The sequence below is a fragment of the Citricoccus sp. K5 genome (genome assembly GCF_902506195.1).
In the GTDB taxonomy this organism is placed as follows: domain Bacteria; phylum Actinomycetota; class Actinomycetes; order Actinomycetales; family Micrococcaceae; genus Citricoccus.
The window spans coordinates 1993022-2019414 of the sequence record NZ_LR732817.1 but is presented as its reverse complement, the minus strand read 5'-3'; the positions used below and the strand labels follow the sequence as shown (position 1 = coordinate 2019414).

The window sequence follows — 26393 nt, the reverse complement described above, 5'->3', positions numbered from 1 at the left end:
TTCATCGCTCCAGAGCCTGGGTGGCCCGTGGTGCGGGTCACGCTACGGGAGGCTCATCCCGGCCGGATAGGCCTGACGAATGGCCGCCACGGACTCCACCACTGCCCGGGCGGTCCCCTCGGCTTCGGCTTCCGTGGTCTCAGGCCCGAAGGTGAACCGCACGGCGGTCCGGGCGAGATCGTCCGCCAGGCCCAGGGCCGTCAGGACGTGGGAGGGTTCGTCCGAACCGGCCGCGCAGGCCGAACCCGAAGAGCAGAGGATGCCCCGGCGTTCCAGTTCCAGCAAGACGGCTTCGCCGCCGGTCCCGTCGAAGACGAAGGACGCCGACGCCGGCAGGCGCCGTTCCGCGGGCCCGGTCAGCTGGGCGCCCGGCACCTGGTCCAGCACGGCGGAGGTGAACCGGGTGCGGAGCCCGGTCAACCGTGCGGAGACCGCCTCCCGTTCGGCCTCGGCTGCGGTGAGGGCCGTGGCCAGGGCCACGGCTCCGGGCACGTTCTCCGTGCCGCTGCGCCGGCCCCGTTCCTGGCCACCGCCGTGCAGCACCGGCTCCAGGGTGAACCGTCCCCGGACCCAGAGCAGGCCGATGCCCTTGGGAGCGCCGAGCTTGTGCCCGGACAGGCTGAGGGCGTCGACGCCGAGCGCGGCCACGTTCAGGGACAGCCACCCGGCGGCCTGGACGGCGTCGGTGTGGAAGGGCACCCCGGCCGCCCGTGTCACCTGCGCCAGGTCAGCCAGTGGCTGGACGGTGCCGATCTCGTTGTTGGCGTACTGCACGGACACCAGAGTGGTGTCCGGTCGGATCAGGCCGGCCAGCTCGTCGGCGGACACCAGGCCGTCCCGATCGGGCGTGAGGAACTCGACCTCGAAGCCGTGGAGGCGGGCGAGGTGGTCGGCGGAGGCCAGGACCGCTTCGTGCTCGAGCGGACTGGTGATGAGGTGACGACCGCGGGGACGTCCGAGGGCGATCCCCTTGACGGCCAGGTTGTCCGCTTCCGTCCCGCTGCCGGTGAAGACCAGGTCACCGGCCCGGGCCCCCAGGGCCTGGGCGATGGAGGCCCGGGCCGCCTCCAGCCCTGCGGCCGCCGCCTCGCCCACCGTGTGATGGCTGGAGGGGTTGCCGAACTGGCCCGTCAGATACGGCCACATGGCCTCCAACGCCTCCCGGCGCACCGGCGTGGTGGCGGCATGGTCTGCATAGATCATGGCACCGCGACCTGCTCCGGGGCGACGTCCAGCCCCAGGTCCAGGGATCGGACCGAGTGAGTCAGTGCGCCGACCGAGATGACGTCCACCCCGGTGGCCGCGATCCCGGCCACGGAATCCAGATCCACCCCGCCGCTGGCCTCCACGAGGGCAGCGCCAGCGATCAGACCCACGCCCTGTCGCAACCCGTCGAGGGTGAAGTTGTCCAGCATCACGGTGCCCACCCCGGCCGCCAGGACGGCCGGGATCTGGTCCAGGCGATCCACCTCGACCTCCACATGGGCGGTGTGCGGAAGACGGGCACGCATCTGCACCAGCGCCTCGGTGACGGTCAGCCCGGCCCCGATCACCGCCGCCAGGTGATTGTCCTTCACCATGACCGCGTCGGAGAGCGTCGTGCGGTGGTTGCGCCCGCCGCCGTCGTGCACGGCCTGACGTTCCAGCAGACGCAGGCCCGGCGTGGTCTTGCGGGTGTCCACGATTCGCGCCCCGGTGCCGGCCACGGCGGCCACGAAGCGGGCGGTCTGGGTGGCGATGCCGGACATGCGTTGGACGAAATTCAGTCCGATCCGTTCGGCACGGAGGATGCCGCGTGCAGGACCGGCGACCTCGGCCAACACGTCGCCGGACTCGAAGCGCTCGCTGTCGGCGACCAGCAACTGGACGCGGATCCGCGGATCGATGAGCCGGAAGGCAGCGGAAAACACCTCGGATCCGCTGAACACCCCCGGCTCGCGGGCCACCAGGCGGGCATCGAGCATGGCGTCCGCCGGGATGAGGGCCTCGGACGTCAGGTCGCCCCAGGGGGCATCCTCGTGGAGGGCTGCGGTCACGAGGGCGTCGATGTGCCGGAGGTCCGTCATCGGGCAGCCCCGGCCGGAACCACGGACAGCATCCGTTCCAGGGCCAGGCGTGCCGGCTCGGCCACGTCCTCGGACACGGTGATCTGGTTGACGACCTCGCCGTCCAGGAGTGATTCCAGTGCCCAGGCCAGATAGCCGGGATGGATGCGGTACATGGTGGAGCACGGGCAGATCACCGGGTCCAGGCAGAAGATCGTGTGCTGCGGGTACTGGGCGGCGAGTCGCTGGACCAGGTTGATCTCCGTGCCGACGGCGAAGGTGGATCCGGCCGGAGCCGCCTCGATGGCCTTGACGATGAAGTCCGTGGACCCGGAGGAGTCAGCGGCGTCCACCACGGGCATGGGGCACTCGGGGTGCACCATCACGTGGACGCCCGGGAAGTCGGCACGGGCCTTCTCGATCTGGGCGACGGTGAAGCGCTTGTGCACCGAGCAGAAACCGTGCCACAGCAAGACCTTGGCCTCCATCAGAGTGTCCTCGGTGCTGCCGCCCAGCGGCTTGTTCGGATTCCACAGGGGCATCCGCTCCAGGGGGATGCCCATCGCCTTCGCGGTGTTGCGGCCGAGGTGCTGGTCCGGGAAGAAAAGCACCCGCTGGCCGCGCTCGAAGGCCCACTCCAGCACCTGTGCCGCGTTCGAGGACGTGCAGACGATCCCGCCATGACGGCCCACGAAGCCCTTGAGGGCCGCGGAGGAGTTCATGTAGGTCACCGGGATGACCGGCGCCCTGCCATCAGCGTCCGGCGCGGTCCCGTAGATCTCCTCGAGCTGCTCCCAGCAGTCCGTGACGGAATCGAGGTCGGCCATGTCCGCCATGGAGCAGCCCGCGGCGAGGTTGGGCAGGATCACGGACTGTTCGGGCGTGGAGAGCAGATCGGCGGTCTCGGCCATGAAGTGCACGCCGCAGAAGACGATCGCCTCGGCCTGAGGGCGGGTGCGGGCGGCCTTGGCCAGCTGGAAGGAGTCGCCCACGAAATCGGCATGGGCGACCACTTCGTCGCGCTGGTAGAAGTGGCCCAGCACCACCACGCGGTCGCCGAGCTCAGCCTTGGCCGTGCGGATGCGCTCGTGGAGTTCCTCCTCGGTGGCATCGCGGTAGGAGGCCGGCAGCACACCCTGGCGGGGTGCCGCTCCCGGCAGCTGATCGTCTTGGGAGGCCCCGGGACCGTAGCCGGGCAGTGCTCCGGCGGGGCCGGCGTCGAGCGTCCAGGGGGCGGAGTCCAAGGAGGGTGCACAGGAGGACCCGCTGGTGGAACCGGCGGCGATGAGCTTCAGCGTCCGGTCCACGGAGGCGTCGATCGGAGCCCCGACTGGGGGAGGCGCCTCCGCGGCGGAGTGCTGGGGGATGGTGGTGGGACGGGCCGTCATGGTCGGACCCTTTCTGCGGTGGGATTCTCGGGTTGTACGTCACGGTGCCGGGTGGCGTGCGTCTGGTTGCGGTAGCGGTACAGCTTGGGTGGCCGGTGCGGGGTTCCGGCCATCAGCTCACCGGTGGCCACGATGTCGGGGGAGGCAGCCATGGAACGGCGGAAGTTCGCGGCGTCGAGCTCCTGCCCGAGCACGGCCTCGTGGACGGACCGGAGCTGGGAGAGGGTGAAGGTCTCGCCGAGGAAGGAGTGGGCGATGTGCGCATACTCGACCTTGGTGCGCAGGCGCTCCAGGGCATAGTCGACGATCGCGTTGTGATCGAACGCGAGCCGGGGCAGCCGGTCGGCGCGGAACCACCGGACGTTCTCCCCGGGGGCGGCTTGTTCCACCTCGTCTGTGCGGACCAGGGCGGAGTAGACGACTGTCACCACGCGGCCGGTGGGCGAGCGGTCCACCCCGCCGAAGGTGTAGAGCTGCTCCAGGTAGCTGGGATGCAGTCCCGTCGTCTCGCCCAGGGTGCGGGCGGCGGCCGACTCCAGTTCCTCGCCTCCCGGAAGCCACCCCCCGGGCAGGGCCCAGCGGTCCAGATGCGGTTCACGCGTGCGCAGCACGAACGGAGTCCACAATGACGGTGTGGAACCAGCGGTATCGCCTTCCGGCCGGAGGGCGAAGATGACGGTGGACACGGCGATCGCCGGGGGCGCTCCCTGTGGCCCCGATCTCTGAGATCCCTGCGCTCCCGGCGGCTCCTGCTCCATCGTGACACCCCTTCTGGTCGATCCGACTCTAAGCTCCGTCATATCTTAGGGTCGAAACGACTGGAAGGAAAGAGGGGTGGCTCCTGACGTGGGGCCTGACATCGACTAGGGTGGGGCGCATGTCACGGAAGACTCCAATGGGATGGCCGGTGCTCCGGCAATTCTTGGGCGGCGACCCCTTGGGCCGCAGTTCCTCCGTGGTGTCCCGGAAGACCACGGAGATCACCCCGCGCACCACCACGGCGGATCGAGCCGTCCAGAGCGTGTGTCCCTACTGCGCCGTCGGTTGCGGGCAGAAGGTCTTCGTCTCGGACGAGAAGGTCGTCCAGATCGAGGGGGACCCGGAGTCGCCGATCTCCCGCGGCCGGCTGTGTCCCAAGGGCTCGGCCAGTGAGCAGCTCGTCAACTCGGACACCCGTCAGACGACAGTCCTGTACCGCGCCCCGCGCGCCAAGGACTGGCAGGAGATGGACCTGGAAACTGCCACCGAGATGGTGGTCGACCGGTTCCTGGAGTCACGCCGCAACAAGTGGCAGGACGTGGACGAACACGGACGCCACCTCGGGCGCACCATGGGCATCGCCTCGCTCGGCGGAGCCACTCTGGACAACGAAGAGAACTACCTGATCAAGAAGCTCTTCACGGCGGCCGGAGCGATCCAGATCGAGAACCAGGCCCGTATTTGACACTCCGCCACGGTTCCCGGTCTGGGGACCTCCTTCGGGCGCGGCGGCGCCACCCAAACGCTGCAGGACATGGCCAACGCTGACTGCATCATCATTCAGGGCTCGAACATGGCCGAGGCCCACCCCGTGGGCTTCCAATGGGTGACCGAGGCCAAGGCCCGTGGCGCCAAGGTCATCCACGTCGATCCCCGGTTCTCCCGGACCTCGGCCGTGGCGGACAAGCATGTCCCGATCCGGGCCGGCTCGGACATCGTCCTGCTGGGCGCGCTGATCAACTACGTGATCGAGCACGAGAAGTGGTTCAAGGACTACGTGGTCGCGTACACGAACGCCGCGTCCGTCATCAATGAGGACTTCCGGGACACCGAGGACCTGGACGGCCTGTTCTCCGGCTTCGACCCGGAGACCGGCGGCTATGACATGTCCAGCTGGTCCTATGAGCCGGATCGTTCCGCGCACTCTGGAAACCCCGGAGATCCGAGCGACTCAGAAGCCACAGGGAACGACGGCGACGCCCCAGCTGAGGAGGACGGCGCCGAGGAGACCGCTGAGGCCGCCGGAGACCAGTACGGTATGGGCGGGCCTGAGCTGGACGTGAGCAAGCCGCGGCGGGACGAGACGTTGCAGCACCCGCGTTCGGTGTTCCAGATCCTCAAGCGGCATTACTCCCGGTACACCCCGGAGATGGTGCGGGACGTCTGCGGCATCTCCATCGAGGACTTCGAATTGCTGGCCCGGACCGTCACCGAGAACTCCGGGCGGGAGAGGACCACGTGCTTCGCCTATGCCGTCGGCTGGACGCAGCACACGGTCGGCGCCCAGTACATCCGCACCGCCACGATCCTGCAGTTGCTGCTGGGCAACATGGGCCGTCCGGGCGGCGGCATCATGGCGCTGCGCGGTCACGCCTCGATCCAGGGTTCCACGGACATCCCCACCCTCTTCAACCTGCTGCCCGGCTACCTCCCGATGCCGACCGTGGAGAAGGAGGACCTGACCACCTACCTGGACGGGATCGCCTCGAAGAAGCAGAAGGGCTACTGGGCCAATGCGGACGCCTACACGATCAGTCTGCTCAAGGCCTGGTGGGGAGACGCCGCCACCGAGGAGAACGACTGGGGTTACGGCTACCTGCCGCGGCTGACCGGACCACATGGGACCTATCAGACGGTCGAGGGCATGCTGGCCGGGGAGGTCGAGGGCTATTTCATCCTCGGACAGAACCCTGCCGTGGGTTCCGCCAACGGCCGCATGCAGCGGATGGGCATGGCGAACCTGAAGTGGCTCGTGGTCCGAGACTTCCAGCTGATCGAGTCGGCCACCTGGTGGAAGGACGGTCCGGAGATCGAGACCGGCGAGCTGCGCACCGAGGACATCGAGACCGAGGTGTTCTTCTTCCCCGCGGCGAACCATGTGGAGAAGGCCGGCACCTTCACCCAGACCCAGCGGCTGGTGCAGTGGCGTCACCAGGCGGTCCAGCCGCCCGGGGACGCGCAGAGCGAGCTGCAGTTCTTCTACGAGGTCGGCCAGCGCATCCGCGCCCGCCTGGCCGACTCCACTGATCCGCGAGACCGTGCCCTGCTGGACCTGACCTGGGACTACCCGGTGGACGAACATGGCGAACCGGAGGGGGATGCCGTGTTGCAGGAGATCAACGGACGGCACCTGACCGGTCCCGACGCCGGCAAGCACCTGTCCACGTTCAATGAGATGAAGGCGGACGGCTCCACCGAGGGCGGTTGCTGGATCTACACGGGCGTCTACGCGGACGGCATCAACCACGCCGCGGACCGGGAGCCCGGTGTGGCGGAGAACCCGGCCGGCAAGGAGTGGGGTTGGGCCTGGCCGGCCAACCGCCGCATCCTCTACAACCGCGCCTCTGCGGACCCCGAGGGCAAGCCGTGGAGCGAGCGCAAGAAGCTCGTCTGGTGGGACGAGGAGCAGGGCCGCTGGGTCGGCAACGATGTGCCCGACTTCCCGGTCACCCTGGCTCCCGGCACCATGCCGGATCCGGAGGCCGGCGGCCCTGACGCCCTGGCCGGGGATGACGCGTTCATCATGCAGGCCGATGGCAAGGGCTGGCTGTTCGCTCCGAAGGGCATGGTGGACGGACCGTTGCCCACGCATTACGAGGCCCAGGAGTCGCCGGTCCCGAATGTGATGTACGCGCAGCAGCACAACCCCACCCGGGTGACCGTGCCGCGTTCAGACAACTACAGCAAGCCCAGTGCCGGGATGCCCGGCGCGGACGTGTATCCGTTCCTCTTCACCACCTACCGGCTGACCGAGCACCACACGGCCGGCGGTATGAGCCGCTGGCTGCCCTACCTCTCCGAGCTGCAGCCCGAGATGTTCTGCGAGGTGTCTCCGGAGCTGGCGGCCGAGCGGGGGCTGGAGCCCTATGGCTGGGCGACCATCGTCTCGGCGCGGGCGGCCATCGAGGCGAAGGTGCTCGTCACCGAACGCATGCGGCCGTTGAGGATCGGAGGAGCGGACGGGCAGACCGTCCACCAGATCGGTCTGCCCTACCACTGGGGCGTGGGCGGCAACGCCGTGGTCAGCGGGGATTCCGCCAACGACCTGATCGGTGTGACGCTGGATCCGAACGTGCTCATCCAGGGTTCCAAGGTGGGTGCCTGTAACATCATCCCGGGCCGCCGTCCCCGCGGCACCGACCTGTTGGACTTCGTCGCCGGCTACCAGCGGCGGGCGGGCCTGACGGTCGACAGCGGCAACGAGGGCGTCACGGGATCCGGTGAGGACGCCGGGCCGGCGGCTGACCCGATGGCACCGCCCGAGATGACGAGCGCACGGCCGCACCCGGCCGCGGACGGGCCGGTGGTGCCGCACGATCCACCGGGTCCGCTCGGACAGCAACCCAGTCACCAACCCGGACACCAACCCCCGGCCACCGAACCACGCACAGGAAGGGAGGACTAGATGGTGCAGATGACCCAGGGCCCGGATGCGACTGTAGAGGGCAACCCCACGGCGGACGCCCACTACGAGCACCCGCACCCGCGCAAGGGCTTCTTCACGGACACCTCCATCTGCATCGGCTGCAAGGCCTGCGAGGTGGCCTGCAAGGAGTGGAACCGCAATCCGGTCGACTCGGACTACACGCTCTCCAACTCCTCCTTCGACAATTCCGAGGGCCTCGGGGCGGACACCTGGCGCCATGTGGCGTTTGTCGAGCAGGATCGGCAGCGCGTGGAAGAGGCCCGCGAATCCGGACGCGCGCTGGTCAGCCTGGGCATGCCTACCCTTCGGCGGGCGCCCGGAAGCGGGACCGGGGGAGTGGACGACGCCGGCGCCATCCGTCCCAGCGCCCGCACCGGTGCCCGCTCGGGTCCGTTGGACGGCCCGATCGACTCCAGCCTGGCCGTCGGTCTGCAGGCCGGACCCGATATGGGCGGTTTGGACGTGCTGTCCTCCCTCGGCTCGGCGGTTGATTCCTCGGCCGTGGACACCACCCCGCCGGACACTCCCGAGTTCCGTTGGCTGATGTCCTCGGACGTCTGCAAGCACTGCACCAACGCCGGTTGCCTGGACGTGTGCCCCACCGGCGCGCTGTTCCGCACCGAGCACGGCACCGTGGTGGTCCAGGACGATGTCTGCAACGGCTGCGGCACGTGCGTGGCCGGTTGCCCGTTCGGCGTGATCGAGCGCCGCAAGGACGGCATCGCCCAGCCCAAGACGGACCGGTCACCGGCGCCGGGCGTGCACGCTGAGAAGCCGTCAAAGGCAGAGAAGCCGAAGAAGAACAAGAATTCCGGCGTCGCGCAGAAGTGCACGCTCTGCTACGACCGCATGACGGACGGGCAAACCCCCGCCTGTGCCCAGGCCTGCCCCACCACCTCCATCCGGTATGGCGAGCGGGAGGACATGGTCGCCTCCGCTCAGGAGCGGGTGGCCCAGCTCCACGCGCAGGGCCGCACCGAGGCCCGCCTCTACGGCGCGAACCCGAAGGACGGGGTCGGAGGCACCGGTTCCGTGTTCCTGTTGCTGGATGAGCCCGAGGTCTACGGCCTGCCACCGGACCCCCGGGTCCCCACCCGGGATCTGCCCCGGATGTACGCCCGCGCCGGGATCGCCATGGCCGGCATGGTCGCCGCCGCGGGACTGGCGTTCCTCGGTGGAGGTCGCCGGTGACGACCTCCGAGTTCGACAGCTACCGTCCGCCCGAGGAACCTCGCCGGCGCCGGCGCAGGAACCACCAGGACAGCCCGGGTCAGGGCAACCGCCGGCACCGCAGTGGCCTGGCCCTGTCCACCTCGGACGGCGGCCGCGAGATGGCCATGGTGCCCGAACCACAGTTCAGCAACACCGCATCCCACTCCTACTACGGCCGTCCCATCGTCAAGGCCCCGCCCTGGGACGAGCGCGTTGCCGCTTACCTCGTGTGCGGCGGCATCGCCGGAGGATCCTCTCTGCTGGCCTTCGGTGCCCAGCTGACCGGCCGTGAGGTGCTGCGCCGGAACACGCGCATTACCGCGCTGGCCGCGGCCGGCGTCGGCGCTGTGGCTCTCGTGGCGGATCTCGGACGCCCGGAGCGGTTCTACAACATGATGCGCACCGTGAAGCTGTCCTCGCCGATGAGCCTGGGCTCTTGGGTGCTGGCCGGATTCAGCACCGGTGCCGGTGTGGCCGCTGCGGCGGACGTGGACCGGATGCTGGGGGAGACGCTGCCCCTCGGGCCGTTGCGCGGCATACTGCGGGCCGTCGAGGCGCCGGCCGGCGGACTGGCCGCGCTGCTCGGGGCCCCGCTGGCCGGGTACACCGCGGTGTTGCTCTCGGACACCGCCATGCCCACCTGGAACGATGCGAAGGAGGATCTGCCGTTCGTGTTCGTCAGTTCCGCCTCCATCGCCGCCTCCGGGATGGCGATGATCACGACGCCGGTGGGCCAGACCGCGCCCGCCCGGGCTCTCGCGGTGCTCGGCGTGGTGGCGGATGTGGCCGCCACCCGCTACATGGAGGCCCGGATGGACCCGGTCGCGGTGGAGCCGCTGGAGACCGGCCGCCCCGGGATGCTGATGAAGTGGAGTGAACGGCTGGCGATCGCCGGCGGCATCGGTACCCTGCTGGGCGGCCGCAACCGCGTGGTCGCCGCGGTGTCCGGCGCCGCCCTGGTGACGGCCTCCGCGTTCACCCGCTTCGGGGTGTTCTACGCCGGCAAGGACTCCGCCCAGGACCCGAGGTACACGGTCGAGCCGCAGAAGCGGCGCCTGGCCGCACGCCGTCGGGCCGGCATCACGGACGACTCGATCACGACCGTCCGCTAGCGGCCGACCCTTCGAATCACCGGGTGGCAAGGCGTACGGTGTTGCACATCACACCATCTGTCCTCGTCACCGCAAGGAATCCCATGGTCACCAAAGACCCCACCAGCCGGCTCAACGCCCGCGTCATCGGCATCTGCATCGCCGCTGCGCTGGGCGGTTTCCTGTTCGGCTTCGACACCTCGGTCATCAATGGCGCCGTCGATGCCCTGTCCGAACAGTTCTCGCTCGGGGCAGGACTGACCGGTTTCGCCGTGTCCTCGGCCCTGATCGGCTGCGCCGTGGGCGCCTGGTTCGCCGGGCCCGTGGCCAACCGGCTCGGCCGTGTGCCGGTGATGCTGCTGGCCTCCGTGCTGTTCCTGGTGTCCGCGATCGGCTCCGGCCTGGCCTTCGGCGTCTGGGACCTGATCGTCTGGCGCGTGATCGGGGGCTTCGGCGTGGGAGCAGCCTCGGTAATCGCCCCGGCCTACATCGCCGAGGTCAGCCCCGCCGGAGTCCGTGGCCGCCTGGGCTCCCTCCAGCAGCTGGCCATCGTCACCGGCATCTTCGCGGCACTGCTCTCCGACGCGATGTTCGCCAACCTGGCCGGAGGCGCCGCCGAACCGTTCTGGTGGGGGTTGGAGGCCTGGCGGTGGATGTTCATGGCGGAGGCCGTTCCGGCGGTCCTCTACGGGATCTTCGCCTTCCGACTGCCCGAGTCGCCGCGGTTTCTGGTCGCGCGGGGAAAGCTGGACCAGGCCGCCCAGGTGCTCTACGACTTCACCGGGGTGGAGCAGGTCAACCTGAAGATCCAGGAGATCCAGGGCACCTTGGACTCCGAGAAGCGGGAGTCCCTGCGGGATCTGGCAGGGCCGTTGATGGGCCTGAAGCCGATCGTATGGGTCGGCATAGCGCTCTCGGTGTTCCAGCAGTTCGTGGGCATCAACGTGATCTTCTACTACTCCACCACTCTCTGGAGGTCCGTCGGATTCGAGGAATCGGATGCCCTGACCGTCTCCGTGATCACCTCGGTGACGAACATCGTGGTGACGATCATCGCGATCCTGCTGGTGGACAAGGTCGGCCGCCGGCCCATGCTGCTCGTGGGGTCCCTCGGCATGGCCGTCTCCCTGGCCCTGATGGCCGTGGCGTTCTCCTTCGCGACCACCACCACGGCTCCGGACGGCACCACCAGTGCCGAGCTCGGCGGGGCCTGGGCCACGGTGGCGCTGCTGGCGGCCAACGGTTTCGTGGTGTTCTTCGGCGCCACGTGGGGGCCCCTGGTCTGGGTCCTGCTGGGGGAGATGTTCCCCAACCGGATCCGCGCCGGTGCCCTGGCGGTGGCGGCCGCAGCCCAGTGGGCGGCCAACTTCGCCGTGTCCACCACATTCCCGATGCTGGCCGACGCGGGGCTGAGCCTGGCCTATGGTCTCTACGCGGCCATGGCCGCGCTCTCCTTCATCTTCGTCTGGCGCTTCGTCTCGGAGACCAAGGGCCGGGAACTGGAGGAGATGACCGACTCGGTCAACGTACGGCGATCCCGGACCCGCGCACCGTCTCGCCGATGACCGGATAGCCGGGCACCTCACCGACCACGAGCAGGCCGCCCGAGGTCTGTGCATCGGCCAGGAGCAGCAGGTCGTCCTCGGTGATGCCGGGTCCGGTGGTGAGGTGCGGCCGCACCCAGTCCAGGTTGCGGCGGGTGCCGCCCGAGACGTAGCCGTCCCGCAGCGCCTCGGCGGCCCCCTCGATCAGGGGCACGGCGGCGCGGTCGATCACGGCGCCGACGCCGGAGGCCCGGGCCATCTTGTGCAGGTGTCCGAGCAGCCCGAAGCCGGTGACGTCCGTGGCGGCGGTGCGGCCCGCGGCGAGGGTGGCCTCGGCGGCGTCCTTGTTCAGGGAGGTCATCGACTCGATGGCAGCCGGGGAGGGCTCGCCGGTCTGCTTCACCCGGTTGTTCAACAGCCCGACGCCGATCGGCTTGGTGAGGGTGAGCGGCAGCCCGGGCTGAGCGGCGTCGTTGCGCAGCAGCCGGTCCGGATGGGCGGTGCCGGTCACGGCCATGCCGTAGATCGGTTCGGGGTTGTCGATGGTGTGGCCGCCGATGACGGGGGTGCCGGCGAGCTGGGCCACGTCGAGACCTCCGCGGAGCACCTCGGTCAGGACCTCCATCGGCAGCACGCCCCGGGGCCAGCCCACGAGGTTGATCGCGACCACGGGGGTGCCGCCCATCGCGTAGATGTCGGATAGCGCATTGGCGGCGGCGATCCGGCCCCAGTCGTAGGCGTCATCCACCATGGGGGTGAAGAAGTCCGCGGTGGACAGGACAACCAGCCCGTCCCGGACCAGCACGGCGGCGGCATCGTCACCGTCGTCCAGGCCCACGATGACACCGGGATTCGTCTGGCCGCCGAGCCCGCGGACGGCCTCCTCCAACTCGCCCGGCGGGATCTTGCACGCGCAGCCGCCGCCATGGCCGTACTGGGTGAGCCGGATCTGGGACATGTCGTCACGAGTGGTCGCGTTGGGCTCCATGGCCACACCCTAGCCCGCTCCCTGATCCGCTGCCTGACCTGTTGCCTGACCCGTTGCCCGGTCTGTTGCCTGGTGCGTTGCCCAGCCCGCTGCCCGGCCCGCTGTGGATCTGCTGGTAGTTTCAGGGACGGAAGCGTCTGTGTCCTGGTGGTCACCCCGGTCTTCAAAACCGGTGAGACCGAGTATCTCGGTCTGGCGGGTTCGATTCCCGTCCGCTTCCGCCAACGTCACCCCACGCCCGCCGGCACGGCCTGGTCGATCACCATCACCGCAGGGCGGTACCGGAAGGAGAACCCGTGACCGCTGTATCACCGGGGCGCTCGGAGGATCCCCGGCGCCGGATCCCGCGAACGGACACCCTGCTGGCCCTGCCGGAGGTCGTCGACGCGCGGTCCCGCCTCAGCGAGGCGGTTCTCCGGTCGCTGATCACGCAGGCCCAGTCCCGCGCCCGGAGCGGAGAGATCACCCCAGAGGACGTGCCACCGGCCGTCCGCGCCGCCGTCGCCTCCCGGACCGCCACCACCCTCCGGCCGGTCCTCAACGCGACCGGTGTGGTGGTCCACACGAACCTGGGCCGGGCCCCGCTGCCGCCCGCCGCCGTGGAGGCCCTCGTCGCCTCCAGCGGCTACGTGGACGTCGAACTGGATCTCATGAGCGGGCAGCGCGCGAAACGTGGCACCGGCACCCGGCAGGCCCTGCTCGCCGCAGTCCCCGCTGCCGTGCACAAGGCCATCCCGGAAGGCCTGGACGCCCTCGTGGTCAACAACGGGGCCGCGGCCCTCGTCCTGGCCACCACGGCCCTCGCCGGGACCGGGGAGCTCATCGTCAGCCGCGGCGAACTCGTGGAGATCGGTGCCGGATTCCGCCTGCCTGATCTCATCGCCTCTACCGGGACCCGGCTACGCGAGGTCGGCACCACCAACCGCACCCACCGGGCCGACTATGCCGACGCCATCGGCCCGCAGACCACCGGGCTGCTCAAGGTCCACCCCAGTAACTTCCGCGTCGACGGCTTCACCTCCTCCGTCTCGATCGAGGAACTGCGCTCGCTGATTGACGAGGCGGCGGCCGAGGGCGCCGACGGCCGGTCGTTGCCACTCATCGTGGACATCGGCAGCGGCCTCTTCTCACCGGACCCCCTGTTGCCGGACGAACCGGACCTGGCCGGAGCCCTGACCGCAGGCGCCGACGTCGTGATCGCCAGCGGGGACAAACTGCTCGGCGGGCCGCAGGCCGGGATCCTGCTGGGCCGCAGCCGCACCATCCAGCGGCTGGCCACGCACCCGCTCGCCCGCGCCGTGCGGGCGGACAAGCTGACCCTGGCCGCGTTGGAGGCCACCCTCACCGGCGGGCCCAGCCCGGTCACCCGATCCCTGCACGCGGACCCCGCGCGCCTGCGCGAGCGCGCGGACCGGCTCGCTGCCGCTGTCGACGCACCGGTGGTGGCGCACGAGGGCCGCGTCGGGGGAGGGGGCGCCCCGGGCGTTCCCCTGGCCGGGTGGGCGGTCCGTCTTCCCGAGGACCTGGCACCGCTGCTGCGCACCGGGGAACCCGCCGTGCTGCCCCGTGTCCATGACGGCGCGTGCCTGGTGGACCTGCGCTGCATCCCCGAGCCCGACGACGGCCGGCTGGCCGGCGCGGTCCGCGCCGCCCAGGCACTCCTCGCCAGCACCGGCACCAGCACCAGTAGTCGTGGCAGCGCCGGCGATCATCCCGACCAGCCGCTCGGACCCGGGCGCTGACATGTACGTCGTCGCCACCGCCGGGCACGTGGACCACGGAAAGTCCACCCTCGTCCGCGCCCTGACCGGCATGGAACCCGACCGCTGGGCCGAGGAGAAGCGCCGGGGGCTGACCATCGACCTCGGATTCGCCTGGACCCCCCTGCCCTCCGGTGAGGACGTGGCCTTCGTGGACGTCCCCGGCCACGAGCGGTTCCTCGGCAACATGCTCGCCGGCCTCGGCCCGGTCCCGGCCGTCTGCTTCATCGTCGCGGCGGACGAGGGCTGGCAGGCACAGTCCGCTGACCACCGGGACGCCATCGCCGCCCTCGGGATCGAGCACGGACTCATCGTGATCACCAAGGCGGACCGTGCCCCGGAGCGGGTGGACGCCGTGCTGGCACAGACCCGTGCCGAACTCGCCGGAACCGCGTTGGCCGGGGTACCGGCCGTCGTCGTGTCCGCCGTCACCGGTGCGGGCCTGGAGGACCTGCGGCACCAGCTGGGCCGCGTGCTGGCGGCCCTTCCCGCGCCCGCGGTGGCCGGACGTGTCCGGTTCTGGGTGGACCGCTCGTTCACCGTCAAGGGCTCCGGCGCGGTGGTGACCGGCACCCTGACGGCCGGGACCCTGGCCGAGAACGACCGGCTCGAGGTGCTCGGTGCCGACTCGCCGCGTGCCGTCTCGGTGCGTGCCCTGCACAGCCGCAATCGACCGCACCCATCGATCGGGCCCACCCAGCGCGTGGCCGTGAACCTGCGCGGAACCACCGCCGAGGAGTCCCACCGGGGGGATGCCCTGGTGACGCCCGGAGCCTGGCCGGTGGCCGGCGTCGTGGACATCCGGCGCACCACCGGCGCCGATCTCACGGAGGCGCCCGGGCAGTTGCTGGTGCACATCGGCACAGCGACGGTGCCCGCACACGTGCGGCCCTTCAACGCCGGGCACGCCCGGCTTGTGTTCGAGCGGAATCTGCCGCTGGTGCCGGGAGACCGGCTGGTGCTGCGTGACCCCGGCAGCCGTGCGGTGTTCGGTGGTGCCCAGGTGCTGGACGTGGACCCGCCGGAACTCACCCGGCGCGGGGCCGGTACCCGGCACGCGGCCTACCTGGAGACGGTGCCCGACGGCGGCGACGCCCGGCTCGAGGTCGTGCGGCGGGGTGCGGTGCGGGTGGGGTTCCTCCAACGACTCGGACTGGTGGGTCCGGAGGCGGGGGCGTCGGGTGAAGAGAACGGGAATCCGGCGAACGTCCGGGTGTTCGGCGACTGGTGGGTCCACGCCCCCGTGATGGACCGGTGGGCCGCACGACTGCGGGATGCCGTGGAGTCGTTGGCTGGCAGTGACCCTCTGGCCGCCGGATTGAGCCGGGGTGCGGCGGCCGCTCTGCTTGAGGTGGACTGGGACGACACCCTCCTGAACGCCGTCGTCGCTGAGGCAGGTATGGAACAGCAGGGTGGCTACATCCGCCTGCCCGGTCACGGCGCAGTGCTGGGACCGGCGGAACAGGCCATCGCCACCCTTGAACACCGCCTCCTGGCACAGCCCTTCGACGCCCCCGAGGGTGACGACCTCACTGCCCTGGACCTTGGCGCCAAAGTGCTGGCGGCCGCCGAACGAGCCGGCCGGATCCTGCGGCTGGACGGTTCAGTGGTGCTGCTGCCCACTGCCCCGGCCCTGGCGATGCGCGAACTGGCCCGGCTCGAGCAGCCCTTCACCACCAGCCAGGCCCGTCAGGCGCTGGGGACCTCCCGGCGGGTGGCGGTCCCGCTGCTCGAGCACCTCGACTCCCGCGGCTGGACCCGCCGGGTGGACGGCAGCCACCGTGAGATCGTCCGATAGCCTCAGAACCCCCGGTGGTCGACCTCACCGGAGTAGCGGTCCAGGGCCGAGGCCGAAGGGAGCTCGTCCCCCCACGCGTCGTACCGTCCTCGGTGCGCATCGTCGTCCCACTGGCCATACCGCTCGTCATACCGCTCACCGTAGTGCTCTCCGTCCCACCGGACCGGCGGCTCCGTCCCGAGGAGAGTCGCCAGTGAACCGTCCAGCCGGTCCCGAGCCCGGTCGGCCAGTCGGCCCAGCAGGCCTCGTTCACTGATCTCCTTCGCCAGGATCAGCCTGAGGTCTGAAGGCACGGATTCACCGGTGTCCACGAGGGCGGCAGCCACCGCGAGGAGATGATCCTCGGGAAGTGCACCGATGCCGACGACCCGGGCGTTTTCCAGCATCCTCTCGCGGGAGTGCCGTTCAGCCTCGCACCGAAGCTCCCAGTCCGATTTCGGTTGTTCGGCCATGGCTGCCAGCCAGTCGTAGTCATTGTCCTTGTTGAGCTGCCTGAGGCGCAGCAGCACCACGTCCGCCGTCAGGTGGCGTTCGTCGGCAGGCAGCATGCGCCGCAGCTGGTTGCGCAGTCCGTTGACGCTGCGGCCGATCCGTTCGGCGATCTCCTCGAGGGCGCACCCTTCGCTCACGGCCTGCATCACCTCGGCGAAGTCCTGCTCGGTCCACGGCTGTCCATGGCGGATTGGGGAGATGGCTCGGTGGTCCACGTTGGTCATGTCACCCACTGTGCCGTGGTCCGCCACAGTGCAGGGACGGGCAGCCGGTGCCCTGTGGACGCAATGACCCAGACGGCGCCCTGTGGAGTGGTGGCCGGGCCCGACCGGTACACTCTTCGGGGCGCACATCGCGCCCCCACGAAACCGAGGTCCCACCACCGTGCTCCTGAATCCCGTCGTCGTCTCCGTCGTGGTCCTAGCGGCCCTGAGCCTGGCCCGGGTGAACGTGATCGTCGCCCTGCTCATCGCGGCACTGGTGGCCGGGCTGATGTCCGGACTGAGCGTGGAGGACACCATGTCCACGCTCGTCGGCGGGCTGGGCGGCCAGGGGGAGACGGCGTTGAGCTACATCCTGCTCGGCATCCTCTCGGTCATGGTGGCCCGCTCCGGCATCACGGAGAAGCTCATCCGCTGGATCCTGCCGCGGATTCAGGGCAAGCGGGCCATGACCCTGTTCGGGATCGCCGGACTGGCCTGCTTCTCCCAGAACCTCGTTCCGGTCCACATCGCCTTCATCCCCATCCTCATCCCGCCGCTGCTGACGGTGTTCAACCGGATGAAGATCGACCGCCGGGCCGTGGCCACCGCCCTGACCTTCGGACTCAAGGCGCCCTACATGCTGATCCCGCTCGGGTTCGGGCTGATCTTCCAGAACATCATCGTGGGGGAGATGGCCGCCTACGGCATGACGATCGAGCTGGCCCAGATCCCGCTGGCCATGGCCATCCCCGTGGCCACCATGGTGGTCGGCCTCGTCATCGCGATCCTGGTGACCTACCGGCGTCCGCGCGAGTACCGGGACGCCGCGCCGGACCTCGGGGTCGCGGCCTTCGGCACGAACGGCGCCTCTGGATCGGACACGGGGTGGACGCGCCAGCACATCGTCGTACTGATCGCGCTCGCGGTCACCCTCGTGCTCCAACTGGTGTTCGGCTCTCTCGTCATCGCCGCACTGGGCGGGGTGCTCATCATCTTCATCTTCCGCGGGGAGAGGTGGCGGGCCTCGGATGAGCTGGCCCACGGCGGCGTGACGATGATGGGCACCATCGCCTTCATCATGCTGGTGGCCTCCGGCTACGCCTCCGTGCTCACGGAGACCGGCTCCGTGGAATCACTCGTCGCCTCGGCCACGGCGTGGATCGGGGACAGCCAGCTGCTGGCTGCCGTGGTGATGATGACGGTGGGCCTGCTCGTGACGATCGGCATCGGTTCGTCCTTCGGCACCATCCCGATCCTGGCCGCGATCTTCGTGCCGCTGTGCGCCGCCGTCGGGTTCACCCCGTTGGCCACCGCGGCCTTGGTGGGCGCGGCCGGAGCCATCGGCGACGCCGGCTCGCCCGCCTCGGACTCGACGCTCGGCCCCACCTCGGGACTGAACGTGGACGGCCAGCACCACCACATCTGGGACACGTGCGTGCCCACCTTCGTGCACTTCAACATCCCACTGTTCTTCGGCGGGATCATCGCCGCGATGGTGCTGTAGCCGTCTCGCGGACGGTGGCTCGTCAGGTCAGTTCCCTGCGCATCACCGGGTTCTCAAACATGGAGCGGGTGCCCACGAACGCCATGGTGAGGTCCATGCGTCCCGCGGGAACCACCGGATAGGCCTCGACGGCGGGTGCGCCCCGGGACGCGGCGAAGTCCTCGAAGCGATCGGGGGTGACCGGATGGGTCTCCCAGAGGGACTCCGTGTCGTTCGCGGGGGAGTCGGACGTGGTGGTGGACATGGCGGAGGGCCTCTCATCGTCACCACCAACCATGGTGCGGAGGGGGCCCGGATGTCCAGATCCCACCGGACGGTCCGCCGGTCTGAGGATGTCCGCGATCTGCGATCCGTTCGCTCTGACGTCACGGTGCTGAGGCCTGGTGCGAGGTGATGACAAGCGCTACTTTAACCTCGCATGTAGTGACAGAACCTCCTCCATCAGTCCTCGGAGGGGATTGCAGACGCTCGCGGCCGGTACCCCTCATGCCGTCGAGTGCATCGCGGCCGTCTCGGCTACCGACGTCCGTCGAGGCCCCGCCAGCGTCGTCGTTCCGACCCTCGTCCTGTACGGCGACGATGAACAGATCGTCCCGTTCGAGACAGCAGGGAGCTCTCCCCACAGCTCGTGCCCGGCGCACGACTCCTCCTGCACATCTGAGCACGGCCACCCGAAAGGTCATCGTCATCATGAGCACCCTTGAATCACCCGACACGATCGTCCTCGTGCACGGCCTGTGGGTCACCCCCCGCAGCTGGGAGGGCTGGAAGGCCCGCTACGAGTCTGCGGGCTATAGCGTCATCACCCCGGCATACCCGGGGTTCGAGATCGAGGTCGAGGCACTCCGCGAGCATCCCGAGATCATCGCCGACCTCACCGTCCCCGAGACCCTGGAGCACCTCAGCAGTGTCATCGAGGCGCTGCCGAAGCCCCCTGTCATCATGGGCCACTCCTTCGGGGGGCTGCTCACACAGATGCTCCTGGCCCGTGGGTTGGGGGCGGCCGGGGCCGCCATCAACTCTGCCCCCACCGAGGGCGTCCGCGTCACTCCGCTCTCCCAGGCACGGTCGCTGTTCCCGGCGCTGAAGAACCCGGCCAACTTTCGCAAGGCGGTCGGGTTCACCCCTGAGGAGTGGCACTATGCGTTCACCAACACCCTCAACCGGGAGGACTCAGACGCCGCGTACGATCGCTACGCGATCGCTGCACCCGGCAATTGGGTCTGGGCCTACGGTCTGCTGGCGAACTTCCAGCCCGGTCACCAGGCAACGTGGGTCGACTACTCCGTTGACCGGGCCCCGCTGCTGTTCATCGGCGGGAGCAAGGATCACATCATGCCTCCCTCGGTCAACAGGTCCAACGCCAAACACTGGGGGAAGTCTCCGGCGCTCACCGAGTACCACGAGTTCGATGGCAGGGGCCACTGGACCTGTGCGGAGCCCGGCTGGGAAGAGGTCGCCGACTACGCGCTGACGTGGACACTCGAGCATGCGCGGACTGGTATGGGCCGGGCGATGGCCTGACCCCTCGCCGCCGACTATTGGGTGGTGAACGGCAGGACCAGCCGGGACGGGTGCTCGGCATCCCGGTAGATCTTGTGCGTCACCGGCCGGCCCACCGGCAGGTGGAAGGCGTCCGGGGGCAGCAATGAGTTGTGCTCATCCGCCAGGGGCTCCGCGTTGGACAGTTCGGCCGTGAGCCGGTGGCCCGGCATGAAGGTGGCCGCGAACGGGTAGAGACGGATCACGTACTCCTCGATCGTTCCCGGTTCCACCGGTACGGACCGCGTGTGCGGGTGCCGCGGATCGCCCTCGGAGGTCCGTGCCTCGTCCAGCTCGCGGTGGGAGGCCTTGAGGTAGCCGGTGGTGATCAGCTGGCGCTTGCCGGTCGGAGCGTAGTCCCACAGGCGCAGGATGAAGTTGGTGTCCGGCTGGTCGATCTCCGCGAAGAGGTGTGCGGCGCCTGTGCCGATCATCTCGACCGGCTCCTCGAACACCGGGGTGGACCAGCTGAGGATCTGGACATCGTCCGTCACGGTCAGCGGGGCCTGGTAGAAACCGTCCGGGTGGGCGTACTCGGTGCCCATCAGCTCCCGCTCGGTGGAGAGCTTGTGGCGCGGGCGCAGGTACAGCGGCCGGTGCTCGACCGGCTTGGGCGGCCACTGGTCGGCGGTGACGACCTCGCGGGAGCCCTCCACGAACACGTCCACGGCCGGCTCGTCCATGATCCCGTTGTCGATGCCCTTGAGCCAGTAGTCGTACCAGCGGAACATCTTGTCGTGCTCCTCCACGAAAGGCCGCGACTGCATGGGCGGGTAGGAGCCGATGGTCAGCTTCTTCGGGCCCTGCACGCGGTCGAAGACCTCGATGGTGCTGTCCAGCGTCCACCCGCGGCCCTGATCCAGCTGCAGCCAGACCGGGATGTCGATCTGGTCGGCAAGCTCGTTGGGGTTGCGCTCCTCGTACCACTCGCCGTCGAACTGGTTCATCACGATGTCGAACCAGGCCTCGTGGTTCTTCGGGTAGTTCAGCACGTGGACCAGGTTCGGCCAGCCGGCCACGTCCGGGTCCGCGAGCCGCTCATCCACCTTGGCCTTCAGCTCCTCGGGGCTGAACTCCTCGATCATGCGGGACTTCACGCCGTCGGTGAAGGCCCAGCCCGAGTCGCCGCCCCGGCCCTCGCGGGCGGCCCGGGGCATGAACCACATGATGCCGCCGTGGTACGTGGTCTCATAGAAGTCGTAGTGACCGCCGGAGACGAAGATCGCCTTCAGCGAGGGCGGGCGCTCGGCCGCGGCCAGGACCTGCATAGAGCCGAAGTAGGAGATGCCGACCATGCCCACGTTGCCGTCACACCAGGGCTGCGCGGCCACCCACTCGATGAAGTCGTAGGCGTCCTCGCCCAGGGAGACCCCGCCGGCGTTGTAGTTGCCGATGTGCTCTCCGCCGGAGCCGCCGGATCCGCGCAGGTCGCCGATCACGTGGACGTAGTCCTCGTTGACGATCCGGGCGATGTCACCGGCCTCGATGCAGCCGTCCCACATCGGGGAGGGGCGCCGCTGGGGCGGGGTGGTCAGGGCCAGCGCCTGCAGCTCCTTGCCGTAGGGGCTCAAGGCCACCAGGGCCGGGCGCGGCTTCTGCTCGGTTCCCTCGTAGGCATCCGCCACAAGCTCGAGCCCGTCCCGCATGGGGACCTGCAGGTCCTTGCGGATGGTGATCGGCGTGCCGCCGGCGTTCCAGGTGAGGTTCTCCGTCATGGGGTGGACTCCTTCTCAGCGTGGGGTCACCGTTCCAGCGGGTGATCGTGATCTCCCCGGGTCGTGACATGCACATATTATTATACTAAAGTTGAGTGGGCAAGACCACAGGCGGGACGGTGCCCGGTAGGGTGACCGGACCTCCGTGCCATCTCGTTGCGTCCCTGACGGGGCGCCCGACGACAAGGATCCTCAGATGTCCGCACCGGTTGCCATCCACCCGCTGGTCTCCCCCTGGGGCCGGTTCGGGCTCTACAGCTTCTTCATCGACGCCCCGGAGCCCGCCATCGTGGACACCGGCATCACCACCTCGCCGGCCGAGGGCATGGCGCCGGAGCTGGAGAGGCTGGGCCGGAGCATCGAGGAGGTGCGGTGGATCCTGCTGACCCACGGGCACATCGACCACCTGGGCGGGGCGCATGCGCTGTGGGAGCTGACCGGCCGGAAGGCGAAGGTCGTGATCCACGAGGCGGACGCCCCCCTGCTGCGCTCCCGGCGGGCGCACGTGGACGAGTACCTGGCGGGTCGGAACCGGTACCTGAAGAACCCCGCGGGCGAGCAGCAGCAGCTGGCGGCCACGGCGCACGCCATCTCCGGGGAGATGGAGCCGCACGTGCTGGTGCGTGGCGGCGAGGTGCTCGACCTCGGGGGCGTCGCCGTCTCCGTGCGCCACATCCCGGGCCATACGCCGGGTTCGGTGGCGTACGTGGTGGAGGACCAGAACGCCGTCTTCGTGGGCGACGCGGTCCAGGTCCACGGGGCCGCCAACCACTTCCCGGGATATGAGGACCCCGCCGCCTACCGGTCCTCCCTCGAATACCTGAAGGACGAGGTGCGTCCGCAGCGCCTGTATCTCGGCCACCCCTACCGCTCCACCGCGGGGGTCCCCTTCGAGATCGGCATGGACGCGGACACCGCTCGGGCGGCCCTGCAGGAGTCCCTCGAGGTCGAGGCGCGGGTCCGCGAGGCGGCCGTCAGGGCGCTCGACGCCGGCCCGGTCGAGTCCGATTCGCCGTACTCGCCGTTCGCCTCGGTCGCCGAGGACCTCGGCTACACCGGCGACCCGGCCCTGGAACCCTCGCCCTTCTTCACCACCCTCGGCGGCTACCAGCGGGAGCGGGGCGCCGGACGCTAGGCTGGGTGACCATGGCCAACCTCCGAGAAGCGCAAAAGCGTATGACGCGTCAACTCCTACTGGACGCCGGTGTGGAGGTCATGACGGAGAAGGGCTACGGGCCCACCACGGTGGACCAGATCGCCCTGGCGGCCGGCGCCACGCGTGCCACGTTCTACCTGCATTTCACCTCCAAGGCCGAGCTCGTCCGCTTCATCGTGGAGCGTGCCGACGAGCTGCTCACGAGCGCCGACCGGCCGCCGCTGCCGGAGATGGTCGCCTCCAACGATCCGGCGACGATCCGGGCGTTCCTCGGACTCAAATTCGACCAGTGGCCGGAGATCAAGCCGTACATGATGATCTCGCTCCAGGCCGCCGCGGCCGACCCGGAGATCCAGTCGGCCCTGGACGCCTGGCATGACCGGGCCATCGGCGCCATGGAGTCGGGGCTCGATGCCGCCGACCGGTTCGACCCGGCCAGCCGCCGGATCCGCTGTTCGATCGCCTTCGGCCAGCTGATCTTCATGTCCCAGCGCTGGTTCCGCCTGGGCTGGACCATCGACCGGGAGGAACTCCTCGAGCAGATGACCGCTTCCTGGACCGGCCTGCTGTGTGAGGCCGTCTGACGTCCGCCTGAGCATCGGTTGACCACCGCCCCGCCGGAACACGTCCGTCGGGGCGGTGTTGTGTCACTCACACAAATCACTTGACAGTCTGTCTCGTGAGTGGTGATACTGATCACGAGCACCCGTGGCGCCCGCCACCCTCCGGCTCCCACCGTCTCCCAGGAGTCCCCATGACCACCCCCACCGAGGATCGGACCGTGTCCGGTCCTGCCGCATCCGGTCCAACCCCTGCCGGACCGGATGCACCTCGCCTGACGAAGATCAACGGAACGATCTTCGCGGCCGCCGTCGCCGTCCTGGTCGCCCAGCTGGCCAACGCCCTGCCCGGCGCCCTCAACGGCACGTTCCAGCAGTACTTCGGCACGGTCGGATCCCAGCTGACCTGGATCACCGCCGGGTTCATGATCCCCGTGGTGGTCTTCGAGCTGACCTTCGGCATGCTCGGTGACCGGTTCGGCTACCGCCGCCTGACGATCATCGGCGCCGTGGTGCTCGCCATCGGCTCCCTCGTCTGCGCGCTCGCCCCGTCCGTCCAGATGATGTGGGTCGGATCGGCCATCAACGGCCTCGGCGCCGGGGCCATGTACCCGGCGTCGCTGGCCCTGGTCGCCGCCGTGACGGTCACCCCGCAGCAGCGGGCCCGGGCCATCGCCGTCTGGGCGGGCTGCCTGTCCGCCGGCGGCATCGTCGCCCCGCTGCTGGGAGGTGGGTTCGCGCAGGCCGGCGCCTGGCAGTGGTCCTACGGCGTCGTGGTCGTCCTGGGCCTCGCGGTGGTGGCGACGTGCCTGGCGTTCTCCGCCGAGTCGACCTCTCAGTCCGGGCGGCGCATGGACCTGTGGGGCCAGATCACCTTCGCGCTGGGCCTGATCCTGGTGCTGTTCGGCCTGGTCCAGGGGCCGGAGTCCGGCTGGGGCACCCCCTCGGTGATGTACAGCCTGGTGGCCGGTGTCATCCTGCTGGCCGTGTTCGTGGTCATCGAGACCCGCGTGGAGCACCCGCTGCTCAAGCTCTCCCTGTTCCGCAACGTGAACTACTCGATCACCTCGATCATCGCCGTGGTGGGCATGTTCGCCTTCCTGGGCATCTGCTTCTCCTTCTCCATGTGGCTGGGCCCGGTCCAGCACCAGAACCCGATCAACATCGGCCTGCTGTTCCTGCTGCTGCAGGGTCCCGCGTTCGTGCTGATCCCGCTCATCTCCTGGCTGATGACCCGCGTGGCGGACCGCTGGATCCTCACGGCCGGACTCGGCCTGCTGGCCCTGGGCGGCCTGCTCGGGGCCACCACCCTGGACGCCACCGACCACTCCATGGGGCAGTTCCTGCTGCCGGCCCTGTTCACCGGTCTCGGCTTCGCCTTCACCCTGAGCCCCATGACGGCGCTGGCCATCAACACGGTGCCCCGGGAGCTGGCCGGCATGGCCAGTGCCACCACCAACCTGCTGCGGGACCTCGGCTTCGCCCTGGGCCCGGTCCTGGTCGGTGCCGTGGCCCTGTCCGGCGCGGCCGGTCAGCTGGGTGCCTCCCTGGCCACCTCCACCCTGCCGGCGGACCAGTTGGGGCCCGCCCAGGGCATCTTCGAGGCAGGCGGACCGTTCGCCCTGAACTCCATCCCGGCGGACGCCCCCGGCGGCGCGGCCGCGGAACTGGCCCTGCAGGCGCTCGGCAGCGGCTTCGGCACGGCGTTCCTCGTGTGCGCCCTGGCCGCCGCGGCCTCGGCCCTGCTCGTGCTGTTCGGCCTGCGCAGCGCCCCGGAGCCTGTCGCCGAGCAGGAGTTGTTGACTGAGCCGCTGCCCGGAGCCGTGACGGCCCGGCCGGAGGGCGCCAGCGCCCGCTAGCCCTGCACCCCGCCCGGCCTGAAGGCCGGTGGACGACGGCGGCGCCTCCCCTTGCGCAAGGGGAGGCGCCGCCGTCGTGGTGTGGGGATGGTGGTGACGAGTGGGCCGATCAGGCCTGCTGCAGGAAGCGCCCGACCTCGGTGAACGCCTCGTAGAGCTCCGGGATCCAGGCGAAGTTGACCATGAAGCCGTGGTTGGCGCTGCCGTACCGGCTGACGGTGGCCTCCACGCCGGCCTGGCGGAGGCGTGCGGCATAGGCCTCGCCCTCGTCCCGCAGCGGGTCGAACTGGGCGGTGATGATGAGGGCCTTCGGCAGCCCGGAGAGGTCGTCCCGCCGGATGGGGGAGACCAGGGGGTCGGTCGGGTCGGCACCGGAGTCCAAGTAGAAGGAGTTGTGGCCCACCAGCCCAGCGGTCTCCAGGCCGTAGCCGGTGGCGTTCTCCGTTCGGGAGGGGTACCGCGCGGTGCCGGCCTCGGTGAAGTCCAGGTCGACGGAGGGGTAGAGCAGCACCTGATGGGTGATGCCCACGAAGCCCTCGTCCCGGGCCATGCCGGTGACGGCGGCGGCGTAGGTGCCGCCGGAGCTGTCTCCGGCCACCGCGAGGGTGCCGCCGTCCCAGCCCAGCTGCTCGCTGCCATGCTCGGCGGCCCAGCGGACCACGCCGTAGCAGTCCTCCAGACCGGCCGGGAAGGCGTCCTCCGGGACCCGCCGGTAGCCCACGGACACCACGGTCAGGCCGGACTCAACCGACAGTGCCCGGGCGGCGCCGTCGTGGGTGTCCAGGGATCCGGAGAAGAACGCACCGCCGTGGAAGTACACGATCACGCCGCTCCGCTCCCGCTCGTCCGGGGTGTAGATCCGCACCGGGACGTCCCCGTGTGCGGCGGCGGCCACCGCGTCCCTCACCCCGGGCAGTTGCGGGGTGCGCTCGGCCGGTGCGGGCACGCGGGACTCCTCGGCCCCGCGCCAGCCCTCGAGGCTGGGAGCGGAACCGTCGGACGCGGGGATGTGGGCGAGGATCTCGGCGATCTGCGGATGGATCCGGGGGTCGGTCTGGGGCTGCTGGTTCATGGCGGTGATCCTTTCATCGGGGAGACGGGCATGGCGACGGCGCCCTGAGGCTCGATCGG

The 26393-nt window shown here is 69.8% G+C and carries 18 protein-coding genes, 1 tRNA gene and 2 pseudogenes; 12 read left to right on the top strand and 9 right to left on the bottom strand.

The window, feature by feature from the left end; all coding sequences use genetic code 11:
- Positions 1-42: 42 nt before the first annotated feature.
- From BOSE125_RS08905 to BOSE125_RS08890, 4 genes are read right to left on the bottom strand one after another with little or no spacing between them, the layout of a single operon-like run.
- Entirely contained in the window at positions 43-1203 is a 1161-nt protein-coding gene (locus BOSE125_RS08905; protein WP_159551836.1) for a cysteine desulfurase family protein, read from the bottom strand.
- Complete coding sequence (gene nadC, locus BOSE125_RS08900) at positions 1200-2066, bottom strand: carboxylating nicotinate-nucleotide diphosphorylase (protein ID WP_159551834.1); 867 nt, start codon at positions 2064-2066, stop codon at positions 1200-1202. Before nadC ends, BOSE125_RS08905 begins: the two co-directional genes overlap by 4 nt.
- Entirely contained in the window at positions 2063-3433 is a 1371-nt protein-coding gene (gene nadA, locus BOSE125_RS08895; protein WP_159551832.1) for a quinolinate synthase NadA, read from the bottom strand. Before nadA ends, nadC begins: the two co-directional genes overlap by 4 nt.
- Entirely contained in the window at positions 3430-4191 is a 762-nt protein-coding gene (locus BOSE125_RS08890; protein WP_159551830.1) for an NrtR DNA-binding winged helix domain-containing protein, read from the bottom strand. The genes nadA and BOSE125_RS08890 overlap by 4 nt, the downstream gene beginning before the upstream one ends.
- Positions 4192-4310: 119 nt before the next feature.
- Between BOSE125_RS08890 and fdh the strand changes: the two are divergent.
- The 4 genes and pseudogenes from fdh to BOSE125_RS08865 all read left to right on the top strand — a co-directional run.
- A pseudogene (fdh, locus tag BOSE125_RS08880) lies at positions 4311-7640 on the top strand (formate dehydrogenase); the annotation flags it as partial.
- A 177-nt stretch (positions 7641-7817) separates the two neighbouring features.
- Positions 7818-9029, top strand: coding sequence for a 4Fe-4S dicluster domain-containing protein (locus BOSE125_RS08875; protein WP_159551824.1), 1212 nt, complete (start codon positions 7818-7820; stop codon positions 9027-9029).
- The gene (nrfD, locus tag BOSE125_RS08870; protein WP_159551822.1) at positions 9026-10162 is read left to right on the top strand and encodes an NrfD/PsrC family molybdoenzyme membrane anchor subunit; all 1137 of its coding nucleotides are present in this window, start codon (positions 9026-9028) and stop codon (positions 10160-10162) included. The genes BOSE125_RS08875 and nrfD overlap by 4 nt, the downstream gene beginning before the upstream one ends.
- An 83-nt stretch (positions 10163-10245) precedes the next feature.
- Complete coding sequence (locus BOSE125_RS08865; RefSeq protein WP_159551820.1) at positions 10246-11706, top strand: sugar porter family MFS transporter; 1461 nt, start codon at positions 10246-10248, stop codon at positions 11704-11706.
- Here BOSE125_RS08865 and selD read toward each other — a convergent pair.
- The gene (selD, locus tag BOSE125_RS08860) at positions 11663-12643 is read right to left on the bottom strand and encodes a selenide, water dikinase SelD (protein WP_159554966.1); all 981 of its coding nucleotides are present in this window, start codon (positions 12641-12643) and stop codon (positions 11663-11665) included. The two genes, BOSE125_RS08865 and selD, sit on opposite strands and share 44 nt — an antisense overlap.
- 159 nt (positions 12644-12802) lie before the next feature.
- Here selD and BOSE125_RS08855 point away from each other — a divergent pair.
- The 3 genes from BOSE125_RS08855 to selB all read left to right on the top strand — a co-directional run bounded on the left by BOSE125_RS08855 (position 12803) and on the right by selB (position 16231).
- Positions 12803-12897 (top strand) — tRNA-Sec (locus BOSE125_RS08855).
- A 72-nt stretch (positions 12898-12969) separates the two neighbouring features.
- Positions 12970-14415, top strand: coding sequence for an L-seryl-tRNA(Sec) selenium transferase (selA, locus tag BOSE125_RS08850; RefSeq protein ID WP_159551818.1), 1446 nt, complete (start codon positions 12970-12972; stop codon positions 14413-14415).
- Position 14416: 1 nt separating this feature from the next.
- The gene (gene selB / locus BOSE125_RS08845) at positions 14417-16231 is read left to right on the top strand and encodes a selenocysteine-specific translation elongation factor (RefSeq protein ID WP_159554964.1); all 1815 of its coding nucleotides are present in this window, start codon (positions 14417-14419) and stop codon (positions 16229-16231) included.
- A 2-nt stretch (positions 16232-16233) separates the two neighbouring features.
- Here selB and BOSE125_RS08840 read toward each other — a convergent pair whose 3' ends face one another.
- Entirely contained in the window at positions 16234-16947 is a 714-nt protein-coding gene (locus BOSE125_RS08840; protein ID WP_159551816.1) for a hypothetical protein, read from the bottom strand.
- A gap of 160 nt (positions 16948-17107) precedes the next feature.
- On the opposite strand from BOSE125_RS08840, the gene BOSE125_RS08835 reads away from it, so the two are divergent.
- Entirely contained in the window at positions 17108-18430 is a 1323-nt protein-coding gene (locus BOSE125_RS08835) for a Na+/H+ antiporter family protein (RefSeq protein ID WP_159551814.1), read from the top strand.
- Positions 18431-18482: 52 nt separating this feature from the next.
- Here the strand turns inward: BOSE125_RS08835 and BOSE125_RS08830 are convergent.
- Positions 18483-18590: pseudogene (locus BOSE125_RS08830) on the bottom strand (GNAT family N-acetyltransferase); the annotation flags it as partial.
- A 530-nt stretch (positions 18591-19120) separates the two neighbouring features.
- On the opposite strand from BOSE125_RS08830, the gene BOSE125_RS08825 reads away from it, so the two are divergent.
- On the top strand, positions 19121-19954 hold the full coding sequence (locus BOSE125_RS08825; RefSeq protein ID WP_159551812.1) for an alpha/beta hydrolase: 834 nt from the start codon (positions 19121-19123) through the stop codon (positions 19952-19954).
- Positions 19955-19968: 14 nt separating this feature from the next.
- Here BOSE125_RS08825 and BOSE125_RS08820 read toward each other — a convergent pair whose 3' ends face one another.
- Entirely contained in the window at positions 19969-21687 is a 1719-nt protein-coding gene (locus BOSE125_RS08820) for a CocE/NonD family hydrolase (protein ID WP_159551810.1), read from the bottom strand.
- Positions 21688-21883: 196 nt separating this feature from the next.
- On the opposite strand from BOSE125_RS08820, the gene BOSE125_RS08815 reads away from it, so the two are divergent.
- The 3 genes from BOSE125_RS08815 to BOSE125_RS08805 all read left to right on the top strand — a co-directional run bounded on the left by BOSE125_RS08815 (position 21884) and on the right by BOSE125_RS08805 (position 25262).
- A complete protein-coding gene (locus tag BOSE125_RS08815) occupies positions 21884-22822 on the top strand; it encodes an MBL fold metallo-hydrolase (protein WP_159551808.1) in 939 nt (312 codons plus the stop codon).
- Positions 22823-22863: 41 nt separating this feature from the next.
- On the top strand, positions 22864-23427 hold the full coding sequence (locus BOSE125_RS08810) for a TetR/AcrR family transcriptional regulator (RefSeq protein WP_201301164.1): 564 nt from the start codon (positions 22864-22866) through the stop codon (positions 23425-23427).
- A 170-nt stretch (positions 23428-23597) separates the two neighbouring features.
- Positions 23598-25262: an MFS transporter gene (locus BOSE125_RS08805; RefSeq protein ID WP_159551804.1), complete on the top strand. Its 1665-nt coding sequence runs from the start codon at positions 23598-23600 to the stop codon at positions 25260-25262.
- A 109-nt stretch (positions 25263-25371) separates the two neighbouring features.
- Here BOSE125_RS08805 and BOSE125_RS08800 read toward each other — a convergent pair whose 3' ends face one another.
- A complete protein-coding gene (locus BOSE125_RS08800; protein ID WP_159551802.1) occupies positions 25372-26334 on the bottom strand; it encodes an alpha/beta hydrolase in 963 nt (320 codons plus the stop codon).
- Positions 26335-26393: the final 59 nt, after the last annotated feature.

Coding starts and splice junctions, on each gene's coding strand:
- BOSE125_RS08905 (WP_159551836.1), bottom strand. CDS start 1,203: ATGATCTATGCAGACCATGCCGCCACCACGCCGGTGCGCCGGGAGGCG.
- nadC (WP_159551834.1), bottom strand. CDS start 2,066: ATGACGGACCTCCGGCACATCGACGCCCTCGTGACCGCAGCCCTCCAC.
- nadA (WP_159551832.1), bottom strand. CDS start 3,433: ATGACGGCCCGTCCCACCACCATCCCCCAGCACTCCGCCGCGGAGGCG.
- BOSE125_RS08890 (WP_159551830.1), bottom strand. CDS start 4,191: ATGGAGCAGGAGCCGCCGGGAGCGCAGGGATCTCAGAGATCGGGGCCA.
- BOSE125_RS08875 (WP_159551824.1), top strand. CDS start 7,818: ATGGTGCAGATGACCCAGGGCCCGGATGCGACTGTAGAGGGCAACCCC.
- BOSE125_RS08865 (WP_159551820.1), top strand. CDS start 10,246: ATGGTCACCAAAGACCCCACCAGCCGGCTCAACGCCCGCGTCATCGGC.
- selD (WP_159554966.1), bottom strand. CDS start 12,643: ATGTCCCAGATCCGGCTCACCCAGTACGGCCATGGCGGCGGCTGCGCG.
- selB (WP_159554964.1), top strand. CDS start 14,417: ATGTACGTCGTCGCCACCGCCGGGCACGTGGACCACGGAAAGTCCACC.
- BOSE125_RS08840 (WP_159551816.1), bottom strand. CDS start 16,947: ATGACCAACGTGGACCACCGAGCCATCTCCCCAATCCGCCATGGACAG.
- BOSE125_RS08825 (WP_159551812.1), top strand. CDS start 19,121: ATGAGCACCCTTGAATCACCCGACACGATCGTCCTCGTGCACGGCCTG.
- BOSE125_RS08820 (WP_159551810.1), bottom strand. CDS start 21,687: ATGACGGAGAACCTCACCTGGAACGCCGGCGGCACGCCGATCACCATC.
- BOSE125_RS08815 (WP_159551808.1), top strand. CDS start 21,884: ATGTCCGCACCGGTTGCCATCCACCCGCTGGTCTCCCCCTGGGGCCGG.
- BOSE125_RS08810 (WP_201301164.1), top strand. CDS start 22,864: ATGACGCGTCAACTCCTACTGGACGCCGGTGTGGAGGTCATGACGGAG.
- BOSE125_RS08805 (WP_159551804.1), top strand. CDS start 23,598: ATGACCACCCCCACCGAGGATCGGACCGTGTCCGGTCCTGCCGCATCC.
- BOSE125_RS08800 (WP_159551802.1), bottom strand. CDS start 26,334: ATGAACCAGCAGCCCCAGACCGACCCCCGGATCCATCCGCAGATCGCC.